This window comes from Microbacterium esteraromaticum (assembly GCF_028747645.1).
GTDB lineage: Bacteria > Actinomycetota > Actinomycetes > Actinomycetales > Microbacteriaceae > Microbacterium > Microbacterium esteraromaticum_C.
In genome coordinates, this window is the sequence record NZ_CP118100.1 from 2,084,105 (window position 1) to 2,104,679 (window position 20,575).

At 65.4% G+C, this 20,575-nt stretch carries 14 protein-coding genes and 3 rRNA genes; 2 read left to right on the forward strand and 15 right to left on the reverse strand.

Going from position 1 to position 20,575, the window contains the following annotated elements; genetic code table 11:
- Window positions 1-64: 64 nt before the first annotated feature.
- Window positions 65-1,102, reverse strand: coding sequence for an HAD-IIA family hydrolase (locus PTQ19_RS09820; RefSeq protein WP_274367180.1), 1,038 nt, complete (start codon window positions 1,100-1,102; stop codon window positions 65-67).
- A complete protein-coding gene (locus PTQ19_RS09825; protein WP_274367181.1) occupies window positions 1,102-2,013 on the reverse strand; it encodes a hypothetical protein in 912 nt (303 codons plus the stop codon). Before PTQ19_RS09825 ends, PTQ19_RS09820 begins: the two co-directional genes overlap by 1 nt.
- On the opposite strand from PTQ19_RS09825, the gene PTQ19_RS09830 reads away from it, so the two are divergent.
- Window positions 1,954-3,069, forward strand: a complete 1,116-nt coding sequence (locus PTQ19_RS09830) for a hypothetical protein (protein ID WP_274367182.1) — start codon at window positions 1,954-1,956, stop codon at window positions 3,067-3,069. The two genes, PTQ19_RS09825 and PTQ19_RS09830, sit on opposite strands and share 60 nt — an antisense overlap.
- A gap of 74 nt (window positions 3,070-3,143) precedes the next feature.
- Here the strand turns inward: PTQ19_RS09830 and rrf are convergent.
- The 3 genes from rrf to PTQ19_RS09845 form a co-directional block, all read right to left on the reverse strand.
- A 5S ribosomal RNA gene (gene rrf / locus PTQ19_RS09835) occupies window positions 3,144-3,260 on the reverse strand.
- Window positions 3,261-3,365: 105 nt separating this feature from the next.
- A 23S ribosomal RNA gene (locus PTQ19_RS09840) occupies window positions 3,366-6,471 on the reverse strand.
- A 369-nt stretch (window positions 6,472-6,840) separates the two neighbouring features.
- Window positions 6,841-8,365, reverse strand: a 16S ribosomal RNA gene (locus tag PTQ19_RS09845).
- The 16S, 23S and 5S rRNA genes sit together here, the layout of an rRNA operon.
- A gap of 483 nt (window positions 8,366-8,848) precedes the next feature.
- Here PTQ19_RS09845 and PTQ19_RS09850 point away from each other — a divergent pair.
- The gene (locus tag PTQ19_RS09850) at window positions 8,849-10,117 is read left to right on the forward strand and encodes a CoA transferase (RefSeq protein WP_274367183.1); all 1,269 of its coding nucleotides are present in this window, start codon (window positions 8,849-8,851) and stop codon (window positions 10,115-10,117) included.
- Here PTQ19_RS09850 and PTQ19_RS09855 read toward each other — a convergent pair.
- The 10 genes from PTQ19_RS09855 to argC form a co-directional block, all read right to left on the reverse strand.
- Window positions 10,072-10,911 (reverse strand): DUF4184 family protein, encoded by an 840-nt coding sequence (locus PTQ19_RS09855; RefSeq protein ID WP_274367184.1) that lies wholly within the window; start codon window positions 10,909-10,911, stop codon window positions 10,072-10,074. The genes PTQ19_RS09850 and PTQ19_RS09855 overlap by 46 nt on opposite strands.
- 12 nt (window positions 10,912-10,923) lie before the next feature.
- Window positions 10,924-12,225 carry a tyrosine--tRNA ligase gene (tyrS, locus tag PTQ19_RS09860; RefSeq protein WP_274367185.1) on the reverse strand — a complete coding sequence of 434 codons (1,302 nt, stop codon included), beginning with the start codon at window positions 12,223-12,225 and terminating at the stop codon, window positions 10,924-10,926.
- 40 nt (window positions 12,226-12,265) lie between these two features.
- Entirely contained in the window at window positions 12,266-13,015 is a 750-nt protein-coding gene (locus PTQ19_RS09865) for a hypothetical protein (protein WP_274367186.1), read from the reverse strand.
- A complete protein-coding gene (locus PTQ19_RS09870) occupies window positions 13,012-13,659 on the reverse strand; it encodes a SatD family protein (protein ID WP_274367187.1) in 648 nt (215 codons plus the stop codon). Before PTQ19_RS09870 ends, PTQ19_RS09865 begins: the two co-directional genes overlap by 4 nt.
- Window positions 13,660-13,756: 97 nt before the next feature.
- Window positions 13,757-15,196, reverse strand: coding sequence for an argininosuccinate lyase (gene argH / locus PTQ19_RS09875; RefSeq protein WP_274367188.1), 1,440 nt, complete (start codon window positions 15,194-15,196; stop codon window positions 13,757-13,759).
- Complete coding sequence (gene argF / locus PTQ19_RS09880; RefSeq protein ID WP_274367189.1) at window positions 15,193-16,161, reverse strand: ornithine carbamoyltransferase; 969 nt, start codon at window positions 16,159-16,161, stop codon at window positions 15,193-15,195. The genes argH and argF overlap by 4 nt, the downstream gene beginning before the upstream one ends.
- Entirely contained in the window at window positions 16,158-17,381 is a 1,224-nt protein-coding gene (locus PTQ19_RS09885) for an acetylornithine transaminase (protein WP_274367190.1), read from the reverse strand. The genes argF and PTQ19_RS09885 overlap by 4 nt, the downstream gene beginning before the upstream one ends.
- The gene (gene argB, locus PTQ19_RS09890; RefSeq protein ID WP_179410456.1) at window positions 17,378-18,277 is read right to left on the reverse strand and encodes an acetylglutamate kinase; all 900 of its coding nucleotides are present in this window, start codon (window positions 18,275-18,277) and stop codon (window positions 17,378-17,380) included. Before argB ends, PTQ19_RS09885 begins: the two co-directional genes overlap by 4 nt.
- On the reverse strand, window positions 18,274-19,431 hold the full coding sequence (gene argJ, locus PTQ19_RS09895) for a bifunctional glutamate N-acetyltransferase/amino-acid acetyltransferase ArgJ (RefSeq protein WP_274367191.1): 1,158 nt from the start codon (window positions 19,429-19,431) through the stop codon (window positions 18,274-18,276). Before argJ ends, argB begins: the two co-directional genes overlap by 4 nt.
- Window positions 19,428-20,480, reverse strand: coding sequence for an N-acetyl-gamma-glutamyl-phosphate reductase (gene argC / locus PTQ19_RS09900; protein WP_274367192.1), 1,053 nt, complete (start codon window positions 20,478-20,480; stop codon window positions 19,428-19,430). Before argC ends, argJ begins: the two co-directional genes overlap by 4 nt.
- Between the last annotated feature and the right edge of the window lie 95 nt (window positions 20,481-20,575).

Consider the following 20,575-nt stretch of genomic DNA (forward strand, 5'->3'; position numbering starts at 1 on the left):
GTCCACTGTATCCCGTGCGCCGCGGCAGACGATGGCGACGCCCTGACCTGTGGACGGATGGCGCTCAGGGGCGATGGAACGGGTCGGCGTAGAGGCGCTCGGGCACGCGGAACGCGTAGATTGCGCGCCCGGTCGCCCAGATCGCGGCGGCACCGGCACGCAGCAGATCGATCTGCGCCTGCCCCTCGGCGAGGATCTGCACGTCGGCATCCACGACGCGCACCGAGGCGCCGTTGACCGTGAAGACGCCGTCCTTCTCGGCAGTAGCCGGGTAGGGAACGTGCAGGTCGCGCAGGTCGGCGAGGATGTAGTCGGGCTGCGATCCCTGCGGCGCAGCCAGCACGTGCTTGGGACGGTCGATGCCCGTCAGCACGAGAGCCGAGTCGATGCCCGCGCGCACGGCACCGGCGATGTCGGTGTCGAGGCGGTCGCCGAGGAAGAGCGGCCGCTGTGCGCCGAATCGTGCGACGGCCTCTTCGAAGATCGGCTTCTCAGGCTTGCCCGCAACCGTCGACAGCCGTCCGATGGCGGTGTGCACGGCCGACACGAGCGTGCCGTTACCGGGCGCGACCCCCCGCTCGCGCGGAATCGTCCAGTCGGTGTTGGTCGAGATCCAGGGAATGCCGCCCTCATCCTCGGGCAGCTTCAGCGCGAAAGCGGCCTCGGCGAGGTCGGTCCAGGCCACCTCGGGTGCGAAGCCCTGCACGACGGCGGCCGGGGCATCCTCGGCACTGCGCGTCACCGTGTAACCGGCCTTCTGTGCCTCGACGACGAGCCCCTCGCCCCCGACGATCAAGATCGTGGCCGGGGCCGGCACGATCGTCGACAGCAGGCGCATCGCAGCCTGAGGGCTCGTGACGACCTCGTCGGGTGCGACTGTGAGGCCCAGATCCGTGAGGTGAGCCGCGACGTCGGCGTCCGTCCGCGAGGCGTTGTTCGTGATGTACCCGAGGCGCATCGACTCACCGGCGCGATTCAGGTTCTCGATCGCGTGCGGCAACGCGTGAGGTCCGGCATACACGACGCCATCGAGATCGGCGAGCAGAGCGTCGCGGTCGGTCAGCGGAGTGGATGCCGGCTTCGCGCGGCGGAACAGAGCCATCAGCGCTCGGGCTCCCCTTCGGTCTCGTCGGATGCTGCGTCGTCGGATACGGCGTCGTCGGATACGGCGTCGTCGGATACAGAGTCGTCGGATGCTACAGGCTCAGCGTTGTCATCGGAGCTTGCTGTGTCAGCAGCGTCTGCGGCGTCAACGGCGGCGTCAACGGCGTCTGCTGTGTCATCTGCGGTGCCGTCAACGGGCTCTTCGAAGTCATCGTCGAAGTCCTCGACGAGTCCGTCCTCGACGAAGATCTCGTCGAACTGGCCGTCAAGGCCGAGAGCGGACGTCGCCACCTCGGCACGCTGGTTCCAGAAAGCCGACTCGTCCGCGCGACCGAGGTCCTCGAGCACTGCGGCGTATGCCGAGAAGAGCGCGGGGCTCCATTCAAAGGCACGGTCAGGGTTGAGTTCGGGGATCTCGAGTTCGCCAAGCGCGAGCTCGGTCTCGCCGCGGTCGAGGCGCGCACCGGACATCGCGATTGCCAGGGCGACGCGCACATCCGGGGTCAGCGCGGCCCGGTCGACGCCGCGTCCCTCTTCGAGGGCGCGGTCAGGACGGCCGACGCCGCGCTCACTGTCGACGATCAGGGCGATCTGGTCGTCCTTGCCCGAGATACGGCGGTAGGTGCGCAGCTCACGCAGGGCAAGAGCGAAGTCCTCTGTTGCGTACGCGGTAATGGCGAGCGTCTCACGCACGACGGCGATACGGCCGGCGCGACGCGAAGCCGCCAGCGCGTGCTCGTGCGCGCGTGCCGGCTCATCGTCGATCAGACGGGCGACCATCGCCAGGTGCCGAGCGACCTGCTCGGCGTTCTCCTTGCTGAGGGTCTTCAGCTCGTTGCGCGCGGCCGGGTGCAGGTCCTTCGGAGTGATCTCCTCGGGCAGCGGCGGCTCGGGTACGCGTTCGCGCACCGGCGCGAACTCGTTCTGCGGCCGGTCCACTCCCCCGCGGGGACGGTCGCGGTAAGACTGCTTGGAGCCGCGGTCATCCCGCCCGTACTGGGAGCGGTCGCGGTCACGATCACCGTAGGGACGACGCTCACCCTGGGGACGATCGCCGTAGGGACGACGCTCACCCTGGGGACGATCGCCGTAGGGACGACGCTCACCCAGGGGACGGTCGCCGTAGGGACGACGCTCGCCCTGGGGGCGGTCACGATCGCCGCGGTACGGGCGGTCACCCTGAGGACGATCGCCATACGGACGGCGGTCACCCTGCGGACGGTCGCCGTAGGGACGACGCTCACCCTGCTGGCGGTCACGGTCGCCACGGTACGGACGGTCACCCTGAGGACGATCCCGGTCCCCACGGTACGGACGGTCACCCTGAGGACGATCCCGGTCCCCACGGTACGGACGGTCACCCTGCGGACGATCCCGGTCCCCACGGTACGGACGGTCACCCTGCGGACGATCCCGGTCCCCTCGGTACGGACGGTCGCCCTGCGGGCGGTCGCCGTAGGGACGACGCTCACCCTGCGGACGATCCCGTTCCCCTCGGTACGGACGGTCACCCTGCGGACGGTCACGATCGCCACGGTACGGACGGTCGCCCTGCGGGCGGTCGCCGTAGGGACGACGCTCACCCTGCGGACGATCCCGTTCCCCTCGGTACGGACGGTCACCCTGCGGACGGTCACGATCGCCACGGTACGGGCGGTCGCCCTGCGGACGGTCGCCGTAGGGACGACGCTCACCCTGCGGACGATCGCCATACGGACGACGCTCACCTTGGGGACGACCCCGGTCACCCTGCGAACGATCGCGATCGCCGCGGCTCTGGCGGTCTCCATAGGGGCGATCGCCCTGCGGGCGGTCCCCATATGGGCGACGCTCGTCATCGCGACGCGGGCGACGCGAGGAGGAGTCCGAGTACCGCGGCTTGCGATTGTCGCTGCTGCGGTCGGAGTCCGAACGTCGCTTGTGCGCGCCATCGCCTTCGTTACGGCGGTCCCGCTGCTCATCTGACATTCTGACTCCCTGTATGACTGTAAAACGCAAAATGGCCACCCAGCTCTGGGTGGCCATTTTACTTAAGAGAAGTCCGGCGGTGTCCTACTCTCCCACAGGGTCCCCCCTGCAGTACCATCGGCGCTGTGAGGCTTAGCTTCCGGGTTCGGAATGTGACCGGGCGTTTCCCTCACGCTATGGCCGCCGTAACACTATTGACATGTGTCGGCAACACACTCGTGGGTGTGTTGTTTGGTTCCGACCGTACGTCGAGAACCACAAAGTGGACGCGTTCATCTTTGGAAAGAATTGGTGTTATCAAGTCATCGGCTTATTAGTACCAGTCAGCTGCACACGTTGCCGTGCTTCCACATCTGGCCTATCAACCCAGTAGTCTGGCTGGGAGCCTCTCCACCCGAAGGTGATGGAAGTCTCATCTTGAGGCCGGCTTCCCGCTTAGATGCTTTCAGCGGTTATCCATCCCGAACGTAGCTAACCAGCGGTGCTCCTGGCGGAACAACTGGCACACCAGAGGTTCGTCCAACCCGGTCCTCTCGTACTAGGGTCAGATCCTCTCAAACTTCCTACGCGCGCAGCGGATAGGGACCGAACTGTCTCACGACGTTCTAAACCCAGCTCGCGTACCGCTTTAATGGGCGAACAGCCCAACCCTTGGGACCTACTCCAGCCCCAGGATGCGACGAGCCGACATCGAGGTGCCAAACCATGCCGTCGATATGGACTCTTGGGCAAGATCAGCCTGTTATCCCCGAGGTACCTTTTATCCGTTGAGCGACAGCGCTTCCACAAGCCACTGCCGGATCACTAGTCCCGACTTTCGTCCCTGCTCGACCTGTCAGTCTCACAGTCAAGCTCCCTTGTGCACTTACACTCGCCACCTGATTGCCAACCAGGTTGAGGGAACCTTTGGGCGCCTCCGTTACTTTTTGGGAGGCAACCGCCCCAGTTAAACTACCCACCAGGCACTGTCCCTGAACCGGATCACGGTTCGAAGTTAGATATCCAATATGACCAGAGTGGTATTTCAACAATGACTCCACCATAACTGGCGTCATGGCTTCACAGTCTCCCACCTATCCTACACAAGCCACACCGAACACCAATACCAAGCTGTAGTAAAGGTCACGGGGTCTTTCCGTCCTGCTGCGCGTAACGAGCATCTTTACTCGTAATGCAATTTCGCCGAGTTCGCGGTTGAGACAGTTGGGAAGTCGTTACGCCATTCGTGCAGGTCGGAACTTACCCGACAAGGAATTTCGCTACCTTAGGATGGTTATAGTTACCACCGCCGTTTACTGGGGCTTAAATTCTCAGCTTCGCCTTGCGGCTAACCGGCCCTCTTAACCTTCCAGCACCGGGCAGGCGTCAGTCCGTATACATCGACTTGCGTCTTCGCACGGACCTGTGTTTTTAGTAAACAGTCGCTACCCACTAGTCTCTGCGGCCACCACACCCTTTTCCCAGCAAGTGGGTATAAGTGGATGGCCCCCCTTCTCCCGAAGTTACGGGGGCATTTTGCCGAGTTCCTTAACCACGATTCTCTCGATCTCCTTGGTATTCTCTACCTGACCACCTGAGTCGGTTTGGGGTACGGGCGGCTTGAACCTCGCGTCGATGCTTTTCTCGGCAGCATAGGATCACCCACTTTTTATCCGCATCGTGTCTCAGCCATCATGAGTCACGGATTTGCCTATGACTCGGCCTACACACTTGCACCAGGACAACCATCGCCTGGCTTGGGCTACCTTCCTGCGTCACACCTGTTAATACGCTAGCCGCACCAGCATAGGGTCGTGTGCTCCACCAGCCGGTGCCACCCGAAGGTGACGATGACTGGCTTTGGACACTTAGCATTACTGGATTAGCTTGGGCGGTTCTTCGCCGGTACGGGAATATCAACCCGTTGTCCATCGACTACGCCTGTCGGCCTCGCCTTAGGTCCCGACTTACCCAGGGAAGATTAGCTTGACCCTGGAACCCTTGGTCTTCCGGAGGACGTGTTTCTCACACGTCTTTCGCTACTCATGCCTGCATTCTCACTCGTGTAGCGTCCACGGCTGGTTCACACCGCCGCTTCACTCGCCACACGACGCTCTCCTACCCATCAACACGGCTGGACCACGAAGGCCTACCAAAAATGTCAATGCCACAACTTCGGTGGCGTGCTTGAGCCCCGTTACATTGTCGGCGCGGAATCACTTGACCAGTGAGCTATTACGCACTCTTTCAAGGGTGGCTGCTTCTAAGCCAACCTCCTGGTTGTCTAAGCAACTCCACATCCTTTTCCACTTAGCACGCGCTTTGGGACCTTAGATGGTGGTCTGGGTTGTTTCCCTCTCGACTATGAAGCTTATCCCCCACAGTCTCACTGCTGCGCTCTCACTTACCGGCATTCGGAGTTTGGCTGACGTCAGTAACCTGGTGAGGCCCATCGGCCATCCAGTAGCTCTACCTCCGGCAAGAAACACGCAACGCTGCACCTAAATGCATTTCGGAGAGAACCAGCTATCACGAAGTTTGATTGGCCTTTCACCCCTATCCACAGCTCATCCCCTCAGTTTTCAACCTAAGTGGGTTCGGCCCTCCACGACGTCTTACCGTCGCTTCAGCCTGGCCATGGATAGATCACTTCGCTTCGGGTCTAGGACATGCGACTGAATCGCCCTATTCAGACTCGCTTTCGCTACGGCTACCCCACACGGGTTAACCTCGCCACATATCACTAACTCGCAGGCTCATTCTTCAAAAGGCACGCTGTCACCCCTACTAAGGAGGCTCCAACGGTTTGTAAGCAAACGGTTTCAGGTACTATTTCACTCCCCTCCCGGGGTACTTTTCACCTTTCCCTCACGGTACTTGTCCGCTATCGGTCATCTGGGAGTATTTAGGCTTATCAGGTGGTCCTGACAGATTCACACGGGATTTCTCGGGCCCCGTGCTACTTGGGATACTCTTCACGCTGTGAGCAGCGTTTCAACTACGGGGCTGGCACCCACTATGGCTGGCCTTTCAAGACCATTCGTCTACACCGTCACATCACGTCGACCACTCGGCAGAATGATCAGAAAAGTCCCACAACCCCGGGCATGCAACACCTGCCGGCTATCACACACACCCGGTTTAGCCTCATCCGCTTTCGCTCGCCACTACTCACGGAATCACTGTTGTTTTCTCTTCCTGTGGGTACTGAGATGTTTCACTTCCCCACGTTCCCTCTACCCGCCCTATATATTCAGGCGGGAGTCACCAGGTCGCACAAACGCCTGGCGGGGTTTCCCCATTCGGACATCCTCGGATCAAAACTCGCTTATCAGTTCCCCGAGGCTTATCGCAGATTGCTACGTCCTTCTTCGGCTCCAGATGCCAAGGCATCCACCGTTTGCTCTTAAAGACTTGAAATCACATGAGAAGCCACCAGCCCAGGAAAAGACTGGCAGCAAATAATTCTTTAAGATGCTCGCGTCCACTGTGTAGTTCTCAAAGTACGGGCGGTCCCCCCACACCACCCCCCACAAAGGGAGACGACGAAAGGGGCCACAAGGAAACAGAACAACCCACCCCACAACAGGGAAGGCCGGCCCGGTCCCTCAGGACCCAACAGCGTGCAGGCCCCCAGCTCATCCCCCAGTCCGTTCCCACCGCAAGCGGCGTACTAAAACCAGAAGACTCACCAAGAGCCATGTCAAATGTTCCACCCATGAGCTCCGGTCACACACATTCGGTGTGAATCCGGCTCTGTCGGTCCCGAAGAACCGCAGTGCTCCTTAGAAAGGAGGTGATCCAGCCGCACCTTCCGGTACGGCTACCTTGTTACGACTTAGTCCTAATTACCGATCCCACCTTCGACAGCTCCCTCCCACAAGGGGTTAGGCCACCGGCTTCAGGTGTTACCGACTTTCATGACTTGACGGGCGGTGTGTACAAGACCCGGGAACGTATTCACCGCAGCGTTGCTGATCTGCGATTACTAGCGACTCCGACTTCATGAGGTCGAGTTGCAGACCTCAATCCGAACTGGGACCGGCTTTTTGGGATTCGCTCCACCTCACGGTATTGCAGCCCATTGTACCGGCCATTGTAGCATGCGTGAAGCCCAAGACATAAGGGGCATGATGATTTGACGTCATCCCCACCTTCCTCCGAGTTGACCCCGGCAGTATCCCATGAGTTCCCACCATTACGTGCTGGCAACATAGAACGAGGGTTGCGCTCGTTGCGGGACTTAACCCAACATCTCACGACACGAGCTGACGACAACCATGCACCACCTGTTCACGAGTGTCCAAAGAGTTGACCATTTCTGGCCCGTTCTCGTGTATGTCAAGCCTTGGTAAGGTTCTTCGCGTTGCATCGAATTAATCCGCATGCTCCGCCGCTTGTGCGGGTCCCCGTCAATTCCTTTGAGTTTTAGCCTTGCGGCCGTACTCCCCAGGCGGGGAACTTAATGCGTTAGCTGCGTCACGGAATCCGTGGAAAGGACCCCACAACTAGTTCCCAACGTTTACGGGGTGGACTACCAGGGTATCTAAGCCTGTTTGCTCCCCACCCTTTCGCTCCTCAGCGTCAGTTACGGCCCAGAGATCTGCCTTCGCCATCGGTGTTCCTCCTGATATCTGCGCATTCCACCGCTACACCAGGAATTCCAATCTCCCCTACCGCACTCTAGTCTGCCCGTACCCACTGCAAGCCCGAGGTTGAGCCTCGGAATTTCACAGCAGACGCGACAGACCGCCTACGAGCTCTTTACGCCCAATAATTCCGGATAACGCTTGCACCCTACGTATTACCGCGGCTGCTGGCACGTAGTTAGCCGGTGCTTTTTCTGCAGGTACCGTCACTCTCGCTTCTTCCCTGCTAAAAGAGGTTTACAACCCGAAGGCCGTCATCCCTCACGCGGCGTTGCTGCATCAGGCTTTCGCCCATTGTGCAATATTCCCCACTGCTGCCTCCCGTAGGAGTCTGGGCCGTGTCTCAGTCCCAGTGTGGCCGGTCACCCTCTCAGGCCGGCTACCCGTCGACGCCTTGGTGAGCCATTACCTCACCAACAAGCTGATAGGCCGCGAGCCCATCCCCAACCGAAAAATCTTTCCACCCACACACCATGCGGTGATGGGACATATCCAGTATTAGACGCCGTTTCCAGCGCTTATCCCAGAGTCAGGGGCAGGTTGCTCACGTGTTACTCACCCGTTCGCCACTAATCCACCCAGCAAGCTAGGCTTCATCGTTCGACTTGCATGTGTTAAGCACGCCGCCAGCGTTCATCCTGAGCCAGGATCAAACTCTCCGTAAAAAAACGATGCATACCCACCCACCGGGAAAACGGCGAACAGGCAGCGAGTTCAATCATGACCAAAAAACGAACATCATTGCTGACATTCACATATAATTTGATCCAAAGGAATTCTCAACCAGCCAAAAAGACTGGACGAGGATAATTTGGCATTTGACAAGTGCACGCTGTTGAGTTCTCAAGGATCGGACGCACCCACACACCAACCAACAAAGGCCAGACGCGCAAGGCAACTTCACAATCTAAGTTCGGGTCATCCGGGGCTGCTGTGCAGCCGGACCGGAACCCGGATCTCTACCCTACACCATCATGACTGGTGGTGGAAGATGAGATGTTCGCTGCTTGGAGGGGAGCCAGGCCCTGAGGCCTTCCGCTCAACCGCTTGGGGCGAACAAGTAATAATTTACGTGGATCCGGGCATCCCGGCAAATCACCCGCGCATCCCGGGCGTGTCGCGCTACGTGACGCCTCTAGGCTCGACGCATGTCGTCTCCCGCAACAGGCTTGCAGTCCGCCGTTCCCCTTCCTGCGCACCTGGCGGTAGGCGATTTGGCCGCGCGCAGCGTCGCCGCCGCAGGCGCGGCGCTCGCGGGCACGCCGAACTCATCGCCGGATCCGCAGCGGGTAGCCGCCGCATACCGGAGTGACCGCCATCTGCTGATCGACGGCGAGCAGCCGGACGTCTGGTCTCCGCTGTCGGGCTTCTGGCGCACCGCCGACGGGTGGGTGCGCACCCATGCCAACTATCCGCACCATGCTGTTGCTCTGTGCGCCGGTCTGAGTCTCGACACGCACGCGTCGTCCGATGACCTCCGCGCGTTGTTGGCAGCGACCTCGACCCAGCATGCCGTCGCGGCCGTCCGTGCGCGCGGCGGGCTGTGCGTGCCAGTGCGCCGGGAGGACCCAGCCACCGACGCGGCCCTGCGGCAGCATCCGATCGTCGCAATCGAGCGTCTCGGCAACGCGCCGAAACGCGCACTCCCCCGCTCGAACGCGTCACGCCCGCTCGACGGCGTGCGCGTGCTCGACCTCACCCGCGTGATCGCCGGCCCTGTCGCCACACGCACGCTGGCCTTCGCCGGAGCGGACGTGCTGCGGATCGACGCGCCGACGCGCCCCGAGTTCGCGTGGCAGCATCTCGACACCGGGCATGGAAAGCGCACGGCGCTTGTCGACATCGCATCCGAGTCGGACCTCGTCGAGTCGCTGCTCCACGACGCCGATGTCGTCGTGCTCGGCTATCGCCCCGAGGGTCTGCGGCGCCTCGGGCTATCACCGAAGCTGCTCGGCGAACGGCATCCGCACCTTCTCATCGCGCAGTTGACCGCCTGGCCCGGCGCAGACTCACCCCGCGGTTTCGACAGCCTCGTTCAGGCCGAGTCGGGCATCGCGTGGTGCGAATCGGCCGATGGCGAGACGCCCGGCGCGCTGCCCGCGCAGGCGCTCGACCACTCCGCCGGGTATCTGCTGGCCGCGGGGATCGCCGATGCCCTGCGGCGCCGGGCATCCGAAGATGGCACCTGGTTCGTCAGCACGTCGCTGCGGCGCGTGGCAGCCGAACTGCTCGGCATGCCCCGCCGACCGGAATCAGCGCACGACGAGTCAGCTCAGCCACCTACCAACCCCGAGACCCAGTCCTTCACGGTGGGTGGGCATGACGTCACCACCGTTGTACCCGCCGTCACCTGGCCGGGCGCTCCGACGCGTTATGCGTCTCTGCGGGAATGGGGCGCCGACACCGCATCGTGGTGAGCGGTCGGAGCCGCTGTGCGTCGCGGCACGATGACGATCGCGACGCATAGCAGCACCGTCAACACACCCCACAGTCCGGAGGCCGCCGGCAGCGTCGCGTACGCCAGATGCCGCACAGTGAACTCGTCGGTCAGCGGTCCGTAGGCCGCGAGCCCCAGCATCCACGCCGACACGAGCACGATCGGCAGCGCCGCCATCCACGCCCAGCGCAGCCACGTCGGCAGCAACGCCGGGCGCGGGGCGACCGGGCGTCGACGCAGCCAGATCAGCATCCAGATGCCGATGAGCGCCAATCCGAAGGCGCTTGAGCCGTACTGCAGCCACTTGTATCCGGGCAACAGTCCCCACGCCGCCTGCAGGGCGGGAATCGCCTCGACGCCCCAGCGACCCTCATGCGTGAACAGATCCCAGACGATGTGCGAGATCACACCGATCATCAAGGAGAGCACCAGCAGCAGCGGATAGCCGAACCGCGCACGCGCGCCGACGGCTTCGGCGACGGCACGCCGACCCGTCTGCCGCCACTGATCGGGCAGCCGTGCCGCGAGGGCATCCGGAGCCAGCGCCACCAGGCCCGGGCGCATCACCACCCGCCAAACCACGAACAGCACGAACGCGATCAGCGTCGTCCACACGACGTTCGCCACCGAATGGGTGAACCCGTACGGCACCCCGAAGCCGCGCAGGAACAACGGCAGATCGGGGGTCATCGCCCCGATCGCGATCGCCGCCGGCACCAGCGGTGTGCGCACGAAAGGCAACGCGACGACCGCGTGGCTCGGGGTGAACGGCATGGCGTCGCGGAATCAGCCGATGAACACGCCGGCGAGGGTCTTCTTGCCGCGGCGCAGCACCGAGACGCCGCCCGGAAGAGTCCCCTGCACGAGCGCCGAGTCGTCGGCGACGCGCTCACCGTCCAGCGTGACGCCGCCCTGCGAGATCGCGCGCCGCGCCTCGGATGCGCTGGAGACCAGGCCCGTGGCGACGAGCGCGTCGACCACCGGCGTGCCCGCCGGCACCGTCGCGTTGGGCAGCTCATCGAGTGCCGTGCGCAGCGTGGTCGCGTCGAGTGCGCCCAGGTCGCCCTGACCGAACAGCGCGTCGGATGCTGCGATGACCGCCGCGGTCGCCTCGGCGCCATGCACCGTCGTGACCACTTCGAGCGCCAGGCGCTTCTGCGCGGCACGGCGGAACGGCTCACTCTCGACCAGCGCCGCGTACTCGGCGATCTCGGCGCTGCTGAGGAAGGTGAACACCTTCAGACGCTCGACGACATCAGCATCCGCAGTGCTCAACCAGAACTGGTAGAACGCGTACGGGCTCGTCATCTCGGCGTCGATCCAGATGGCGTTGCCCTCGCTCTTGCCGAACTTGGTGCCGTCGCTGTTGGTGATCAGCGGCGTGCCGATCGCGTGGACCGAGACTCCCTCGATGCGGTGGATCAGGTCGGTACCGCTGGTGAGGTTGCCCCACTGGTCGGATCCGCCGGTCTGCAGGACGCAGTCGTACTGGCGGTACAGTTCGAGGAAGTCGATCCCCTGCAGGATCTGGTAGCTGAACTCGGTGTAGCTGATGCCGGCATCCGAGTTCAGGCGCGCGGCGACAGCATCCTTCTTCAGCATCGTGCCAACGCGGTAGTGCTTGCCGATCTCGCGCAAGAAGTCGATGGCGCTCAGGGGCGCCGTCCAGTCGAGGTTGTTGACCATCCGGGCGGCGTTGTCGCCTTCGAAGCTGAGGTAGCGCGATACCTGCGCGCGCAGGCGGTCCACCCACTCGGCGACCGTCTCGCGGGTGTTCAGCGTGCGCTCGGCCGTCGGTCGCGGATCGCCGATCAGACCGGTGGAACCGCCGACGAGTCCGAGCGGCTTGTGGCCGGCCAGCTGGATGCGGCGCAGCGTCAGCAGCTGCACGAGGTGGCCGAGGTGCAGGCTGGGAGCAGTCGGGTCGAAGCCGCAGTAATACGTGATCGGGTCTCCGCCGAGCAGGGCGCGCAGCGCCTCTTGATCAGTGGACACGTGGACGAGCCCACGCCAGACCAGCTCGTCCCACACGTTCTCGAACGCGGGGTCGAGCGCCACGGGCGCTGTCGTCAGAGCGGTTTCAGACACGACACTCAGGCTATCAGCGCGCACGCGTCGCGCCGGTTCATCAGACGCGGATGCCCCACCACAACAGGAAGGCCGCTCCCAGGGCGACCACCCAGCTGACCAGGCTGCCCACCAGGAAGTACTCCGCCCGCGCCCCGGTCTCGCCGTCCTTCGAGATCTCGGGAAAACGCACGATGCCCTTCGCCGCGAGCATCGCCGCCAGCAGCGCGTAGGCGCCCGCCAGCGTCAGCACGACGACCAGGAAGCGCTCCAGCGGACCGATCAGCCGGCCACCCTGAAAGCCGGTGGCGGCCTGCGGCGGCTGACGCAGCTGTCCACCTCGGAACAGCCCACCCTGCTCGGCGGGTCTCCACGTGCCCTCCCGGTCCAGCGCGGCGCGCACGATCAGGTTCGCCGATTCCCCGACGAAAAGCACGACGCCGACAGCCAGCACGGCGACATCGAAGGCGATCTCACCCTCGGGCGCCGGCAGGTGCCATACCTCCCCGATCAGGCCCGGCGCATCTCGCGCGGGCATCAGCGCCGTGGTCGCGGATACGATCGCGGCCAGCACCACGGCGGGCCAGAAGGATGCCCTCCCTGTGGCTTCCAGCGGCATCGTCCATATCCAGGCGCCGCCGAGCACGACGGCGATCACGGCCGGCACAAGGGCGTCGCTGCAGATGCCCACGGTGATGACGAGTGCGATCAGCACGCACAGCACAAGCAGGCGCGGCGCACGGCGCGGCACGAATCGCCGCAGAAGATCGGCGGCGCCGATGGCCGCGAGGGTGAGGCCGGCGAGAATCACGAGAGGCCACCTCGCAGCGCATCGAGCCCCTCCAGCAACGCGGTTGCCCCCGAGCTGCGCAGTGACTTCGAGATGCTCGGCTGCGTCACATCTTCCTGCTCGGCGAGGTCTCGTTGCGACATGCCCCCGAACCGGCCGTAGGCGATGCGCCTCTCCCGCGCCGTCATGCGCACGACGATCTCGTCGCGGGCCATCAGATAGGCGTTCGATGCGGCGATGAGAGCAACCATGCCCTCATCCTGCCCCGGGGCACCGACGATCCAGCTGCGGGCGCTCGGCAGGGCCCGCTCCTGTCGGGCGTGCACGAACTCGATCGCATCGCGCGCCGCCCACCATCCGGGCCCGTCAGCGAGTTCGCGATGCGCAGACTCGACGGTGGTGACGGACCCTACGCCCAAACCGAACCGGAACTCAGCCCCGTCCGGAAGCGCGAGCTGCAGAAGCAACACCGCAGTCAGCGCCTCGACCAGGCCGCCGTAGACACCCTGCTGCTCGTCACCGACGGTCGGCCGCAACGGTTGTTCGGCGAGCGGATGCTCGCTCTCGACTCTGGCGATCGTCTCGTCGAACGTGCGTTGAGCCGCCGTCCGGTCTTCGAGGCGACGCGAGCCGATGATGTCAGCGATCACTGCCACGACAGTCATGGCATAACCGTAACACGACTATTCGCGAAATATAACCGTATGAGTTATTTCTCGCGAACAGTCGTGCGACGGGAATCCGTCAGACAAAAGCAATCCGTCAGAGGCCGAGGGCGTGCGCCGACGCCTGCGCGCGCGCCACCAGCTCGGCCCGCTGCTCAGTCACCCGGACGGGTGCCGTCCCGCCGACCCCGGCACGCGACGCCACCGATCCCTCGATCGTCAGCACCTCCCGCACCTCGGGCGAGAGCAGCGGCGAGACCTGCGCGAACAGGTCGTCGTCGGCATCCTCCAGTCCGGTCCCCCGCTCCTCGCACGCCTGCACCAGCGCGCCAGAGACCTCGTGCGCATCCCGGAACGGCACACCCTTGCGCACCAGCCAGTCGGCCACGTCCGTCGCCAGCGAGAAGCCCTCCGGGGCCAGTTCCGCCATCCGCGCGGTATCGAAACGCATCGTGGCGACCATGCCCGCGAACGCCGGCAGCAGCACCTCCAGCGTCTGCACCGAGTCGAACACCGGCTCCTTGTCCTCCTGCAGATCCCGATTGTACGCCAGCGGAAGCCCCTTCAGCGTCGCCAGCAGACCCGTGAGATTTCCGAGCAGACGCCCCGCCTTGCCGCGCGCGAGCTCGGCGATATCGGGGTTCTTCTTCTGCGGCATGATGCTCGAACCGGTCGAGAAGCCGTCATCGAGCGTGACGAAGCCGAACTCGCGCGTGTTCCAGATGATGATGTCTTCAGAGAACCGGGACAGGTCGATGCCGATCTGCGCGGCGATGTACGCGAACTCGGCGACGACATCACGCGCCGACGTCCCATCGATCGAGTTTTCGGCAGGACCCGACAGGCCGAGTTCTCTGGCCACGAGCGCCGGGTCAAGACCCAGGGACGAACCGGCCAGTGCTCCCCCGCCGTAGGGCGAGACGGATGCCCGTGACATCCAGTCACGCAGTCGCTCGAGGTCGCGCACAAGCGGCCAGGCGTGGGCCTGCAGGTGGTGGGCCAGCAGCAGCGGCTGCGCCGACTGCAGGTGCGTACGACCCGGCATGATGGCGTTCGGGTGGGACTCGGCCTGAGCGACGATCGCATCGATCACCCGCAGCAGGTCGCGGGCGATCACGCGGGAGTGGTCGCGCAGGTACATGCGCACCAGCGTGGCGATCTGGTCGTTGCGGCTACGACCGGCGCGCAGTTTGCCGCCCAGCTCGGCCCCGACCTCGGCGATCAGCGCCTGCTCCAGCGCACCGTGCACGTCCTCGTCGCCGGGCTGCGCCACGAGCGAGCCATCCGCCACACGAGCGGCCAGCCGGTCGAGTCCGGCGTGCATCGCCTCGGCCTCGGCGGCATCCAGATAGCCGGCTGCTTCGAGCGCCTTGGCGTGCGCGTGGGAGCCCGCGATGTCATACAGCGCCAACGCCCAGTCGAAGTGGGTGGAGCGGCTCAGCTCGACCAGTTCCGGCGAGGGGCCCGTGGCGAAGCGTCCGCCCCACAGTGATCCCTCGTTGGTGCCGTGCGCTCCCTCGCCGTTCGTCGCGCTCATTGGGCTACTCCCTCGCGGCTCGCGCCAGCATCCGTCGCCTGCGTCTTCTTCTCCAGCAACCAGACAAGCAGCGCCTTCTGCGCGTGCAGCCGGTTCTCGGCCTCGTCCCAGACGACGCTCTGCGGGCCGTCGATCACTTCGGAGTCGACCTCGTAGCCGCGATCCGCGGGAAGGCAGTGGATGAAGATCGCCTCGGGGTCAGCCAGCGACATGATCTCGGTGGTGACCTTGTATCCGCCGAGCTCGCGCAGGCGGATGATCTTCTCTTCCTCCTTGCCCATCGACACCCAGGTGTCGGTGACGACGACATCAGCGCCCAGCGCGGCCTCACGCGGGTCGGTCAGCAGTGTGACCGACCCGCCGGTCTCGGCGGCACGGGCCTCGGCCGCGGCGACGACATCAGCGCGCGGGGCGTACGAGGTGGGCGAAGCGATGCGCACATGCATGCCCGCCGTGACACCGGCGAGCAGGTACGAGTGAGCCATGTTGCTGCGCCCATCGCCGAAGAACGTCAGCGTCAGCCCGGCCAGCTCACCCTTGTGCTCGCGGATCGTGAGCAGGTCGGCCAGCAGCTGGCACGGGTGGAAGTCGTCCGACAGGGCGTTGACGACCGGCACGCGCGTACCGCGCGCCATCTCTTCCAAGCCCGACTGCGCGTAGGTGCGCCAGACGATCGCCGCCACCTGACGCTCGAGCACGCGCGCGGTGTCGGAGGGCGTCTCCTTGCCACCGAGCTGGCTGTTCGCGGTCGAGATGATCAGCGGCGAGCCGCCGAGGTCGGCGATCCCGACCGCGAACGAGACGCGGGTGCGGGTCGAGGACTTGTCGAAGATGACCGCGACGGTCTGGGGCCCCGCCAGGGCCTTGTTCGCCCAGCGGTCCTTCTTCAGTTCGAGGGCGAGATCGAGGATCTCGGTCTGCTCGGCGCGCGTCAGGTCGTCATCGCGCAGCAGGTGGCGGGTCATGGCTTCTCCGAGGGTGTCGTGGTGGTGGCGGCGACGTCGGCGAGGGCTGCGCCGAGCCGGGTGAGGAACTCCTGCACCTCGGTGTCGCCGATCGTGTAGGCGGGAGCGATGCGGATGACATCGGGGGTCGGCGCATTGACGATCAGCCCGCGTTCCTGAGCGGCGGCGGCGACCGCGGGCGCAACCGAGGCACTCAACCGGATGCCGATGAGCAGACCCGCGCCGGTAGTGCCCGCAACCAGCGGCAGGGCCGCGACGCCGTCGCGCAGCTGCGCGCCACGCGCGTTGACGTTGTCGAGCACGTGCTCGTCCTCGACGAAGCCGAGCACGGCGTTGGCGACCGCGCTGGCCAGCGGGTTCCCGCCGAAGGTCGAGTTGTGCGTGCCCGGGTAGAACAGGTCGCTCGCCGAGGCGAACGTGATCAGCGCGCCGAGCGGGAAGCCCGCGCCGATGCTCTTGGCGAGCGTGACGGCATCCGGGATCACGCCCTCACGCTGGAAGGCGAACCACTCACCGGTGCGTCCCGACCCGGTCTGCACCTCGTCGAGGATCAGCAGCGCATCGTGAGCTGTCGTGAGCGCGCGCGCACGCGCGAGGAAGCCCTCGGGCAGCTCGACCACACCGGCCTCGCCCTGGATGGGCTCGACGATCATCGCGGCGACACCGCCCTCTGCGAACGCCGCCTCCAGGCTCTCCAGCGTGCGCTCCACGGCGACGATGTCGGGCACGGCCGGCAGGAACGGGTCGCGGTAGGCGGCCTTCGGGGTGAGCGAGAGTGCGCCCATCGTGCGTCCGTGGAACGCTCCTTCGACGACGAGGATGCGCGTGCGGGCAGCGCCCGCCCCCGCTGACGGCTGTGCACCGTGCAACCGGGCGAGCTTGATCGCCATCTCGTTGGCCTCGGTACCGGAGTTCGCCAGGAATACGCGGCCGCGCTCACCGGTTCCCGCCAGGCGCTTCAGGCGCGCGGCGATCTCGAGCTGAGGGGGCGTGGCGAAGTAGTTCGACACATGCGCCAGCGTTGCCGCCTGCGCCGAGACCGCCTCCACGAACACCGGGTGCGCGTGACCGAGGCAGTTCACGGCGATGCCGCCGAGGAAGTCCAGGTAGCGGTTGTCGTCGGCATCCCACACCCAGGAGCCCTCACCGCGCGTGAGCAGCGCGAGCCGTCCGCCGAGGCTCATCAGATCGCGTGCCGCGTCGTCGTTCCAGTTCGTCATCCTGCGACCACCTCTGTGCCGATTCCCTTGCTGGTGAACAGTTCCACGAGCACCGAGTGCGGTACCCGCCCGTCGATGATCGCCGCCGCATCGACCCCCGACTCGACCGCGTCGAGGCACGCGCGCATCTTCGGGATCATTCCCGATTCGAGCGTGGGCAGCATCTGGGTGAGCTCGGTCGCCGTGATGTGCGAGACCAACGAATCACGGTTGGGCCAGTCGGCGTAGAGCCCGGCGACATCGGTGAGGATCACCAGCTTGCGGGCCCCCAGAGCCGTCGCCAGGGCCGCGGCCGCGGCATCCGCATTCACGTTCAGCGACTGACCGGGGTGATCGAGGTCGGGCGCGATCGACGAGACCACGGGGATGCGACCGGCCGCGAGGTGGTCGAGCACCGGTGTCGGGTCGACCTGCACCACGTCGCCGACGCGGCCAAGATCGACCTCTTCACCGTCGAGCACGATGCCGCGTCGACGCCCGCCGAACAGCCCGGCGTCCTCACCACTCAGTCCCGTCGCGATCGGGCCGTGCGAGTTGATCTTCGCCACCAGTGTGGGGTTGATCTGCCCGGTGAGCACCATCCGCACGACGCTGATGGCCTCGGTGGAGGTGACCCGGTATCCGCCCTTGAACTCACTGGGGATGGCCAGCCGGTCGAGCATGTTCGAGATCTGGGGGCCGCCGCCGTGCACGACCACCGGCTGCACGCCGACGTACCGCAGGTAGGCGATGTCCTGCGCGAACGCCTCTTGCAGTTCGTCGCTGACCATCGCATTGCCGCCGTACTTGACGACTACGATCTGATCGCGGAAGCGCTTGAGCCACGGCAGCGATTCGATAAGGGTGGCGGCCTTGTAGGCGGCTTCCTCTGGGGCGGTGTCCTGCAGATCTGTCATGAGGCGTAGGCGCTGTTCTCGTGCACGTAGTCGTGGGTCAGGTCGTTGGTGAGGATCGTCGCGGTCGCGTCGCCGGTCTTCAGGTCGATCTCGACAAGCGTCGCCCGCGGGGTGAGGTCGACCTCTTCACGCGGACGGTCGGGACCACCGGCGGAGCAGACGCGCACACCGTTCATCGACACATCGACGTCGTAGGGGTCGAAGCGCGCGTCGGTCGTGCCGATCGCGGCGAGCACCCGCCCCCAGTTGGGGTCGTTACCGAAGATCGCCGCCTTGAAGAGGTTGTTGCGCGCCACCGATCGGCCGACCTCGACGGCGTCGGCCTCGCTCTCGGCGTTCGTGACGACGATCGTGATGTCGTGGCTGGCGCCCTCGGCATCCTGCTGGAGCTTCTGCGACAGCTCACGGCAGACCTCGGTCAGGGCCGATGTGAACTCTTCGAGGTCGGGACGGATGCCGGTGGCACCGTTGGCCAGCAGCGTCACCTGATCGTTGGTCGACATGCAGCCGTCCGAATCGAGCCGGTCGAAGGTGACCCCCGTCGCCCGGCGCAGCGCAGCATCCGCCTCGACCGCTTCGAGGTCGGCGTCGGTGGTGAGGACGACGAGCATGGTGGCCAGTCCCGGTGCGAGCATCCCCGCGCCCTTGGCCATGCCTCCGATCGTCCAGCCCGATCGCGTCACCGATGCGGTCTTCGCGACGGTGTCTGTGGTCATGATGGCCGCGGCGGCGTCCTGACCGCCGTCTGCGCTCAGCGCGGCGACGCCGCGCTCGACGCCGTCAAGAACCCGACCGCGGAAGACCTCGTCGCCGGTGCCGATGAGCCCGGTCGAGCAGACCAGCACATCTCCGGCGCTGACCTGCAGCAGCTCGGCGGCTTTCTCGGCGGTCTGGTGCGTGGTCTGGAACCCGAAGGCCCCGGTGAAGCAGTTCGCGCCGCCGGAGTTGAGCACGATCGCCTCAACGATGCGATCGGCGATCACCTGCTGCGACCAGATGATCGGGTTGGCCTTGGCGCGGTTCGTGGTGAACACCGCCGCGCCGATCTTGCGCGGGCCGCGGTTGACGACGACGGCCACGTCGAGGGCTCCGGTGGACTTCAGCCCCGTGGCGACGCCGGCCGCCTCGAAGCCCTGGGGTGCGGTGACACTCACGGCGCTACTCCGTTCACGGTGAGCGCGCGGCCCTCGGGAAGGCCGAGCGCGAGATTCATGGACTGGATGGCAGCGCCGGCGGTGCCCTTGACGAGGTTGTCGACGGCGGTGACCACCGTGACGCGGTTGGCCGCCCGGTCGATCGCCAGACCCATCAGCGCGGTATTGGCGCCGAGCACGTCAGCGGTGCGCGGGAACGATCCCTGCGGCAGCAGCTGCACGAAGGTCTCGTCGCCGTAGGCCTGCTCCCACGCGTCGCGGATCTGCGCGTCGGTCACACCCTCGACGATCGGCGCGGTGGACGTGGCGAGGATGCCACGCGCCATCGGCACGAGAACGGGGGTGAACGAGATGCGGATGCTGTCGGGCGTGGCTCCCGAGGCCGCGGCGAGCGCCTGGCGGATCTCGGGGATGTGCCGGTGCGTGCCGCCGACGGCGTACGGGTTGGCGGTGCCGAGCAGTTCGCTGCCCAGCAGGTGGGGCTTGAGGCTCTTGCCGGCGCCGGACGGGCCGACGGCAAGCATCGTGACGATGTCGGACGGGTCGATCACTCCGGCGGCGACGCCGGGGGTCAGGCTCAGACTGACGGTCGATGCGTTGCAGCCGGGAGCCGCGATCCGCGAAGCGCCCCGCAGCTGCTCACGCTGCTTTCCGGTGGCCGTGAGCAGCTCGGGCACACCGTACGCCCACGGCTCGTGGAAGTGGCCGCCGTAGAAGGCGTCCCAGGCCTGTTGCGAGGTGAGCCGGTGGTCGGCACCGGCGTCGATCACCAGCGGGGTGTCGCCGAGGGCGTCGGTGTACTGGCCGGACTGGCCGTGCGGCAGGGCGAGGAACACGATGTCGTGCCCGGCCAACACCTCGGGGGTGGTGGGCTGCAGCGTCAGGTGCGCCAGGGAGCGCAGGTGCGGCTGGTGTTCGATGAGCGGCTGGCCGGCGTTGGAATGCGCGGTCACGGTGCGGATCTCGATGTCGGGGTGTGCGGCGAGGAGCCGCAGGATCTCGCCCCCCGCGTAGCCGGATGCGCCGGAGACGGCGACGGTATACGTCATGCTTCTACCTTAACGGTCGGTGTGCGCCCGATGACGGGCCTGGGCCGAGGCGGCGACACCGGCAGCCGCGCCGAAGCGTCGGCGCAGAGCGGGGT

Excerpts from the sequence above, each read along its gene's own strand:
- PTQ19_RS09855 (WP_274367184.1), bottom strand. The coding sequence starts at position 10,911 with ATGCCGTTCACCCCGAGCCACGCGGTCGTCGCGTTGCCTTTCGTGCGC.
- argF (WP_274367189.1), bottom strand. The coding sequence starts at position 16,161 with ATGACCCGCCACCTGCTGCGCGATGACGACCTGACGCGCGCCGAGCAG.
- argC (WP_274367192.1), bottom strand. The coding sequence starts at position 20,480 with ATGACGTATACCGTCGCCGTCTCCGGCGCATCCGGCTACGCGGGGGGC.
- argH (WP_274367188.1), bottom strand. The coding sequence starts at position 15,196 with ATGAGCGCGACGAACGGCGAGGGAGCGCACGGCACCAACGAGGGATCA.
- PTQ19_RS09850 (WP_274367183.1), top strand. The coding sequence starts at position 8,849 with ATGTCGTCTCCCGCAACAGGCTTGCAGTCCGCCGTTCCCCTTCCTGCG.
- PTQ19_RS09870 (WP_274367187.1), bottom strand. The coding sequence starts at position 13,659 with ATGACTGTCGTGGCAGTGATCGCTGACATCATCGGCTCGCGTCGCCTC.
- argB (WP_179410456.1), bottom strand. The coding sequence starts at position 18,277 with ATGACAGATCTGCAGGACACCGCCCCAGAGGAAGCCGCCTACAAGGCC.
- PTQ19_RS09820 (WP_274367180.1), bottom strand. The coding sequence starts at position 1,102 with ATGGCTCTGTTCCGCCGCGCGAAGCCGGCATCCACTCCGCTGACCGAC.
- PTQ19_RS09885 (WP_274367190.1), bottom strand. The coding sequence starts at position 17,381 with ATGACGAACTGGAACGACGACGCGGCACGCGATCTGATGAGCCTCGGC.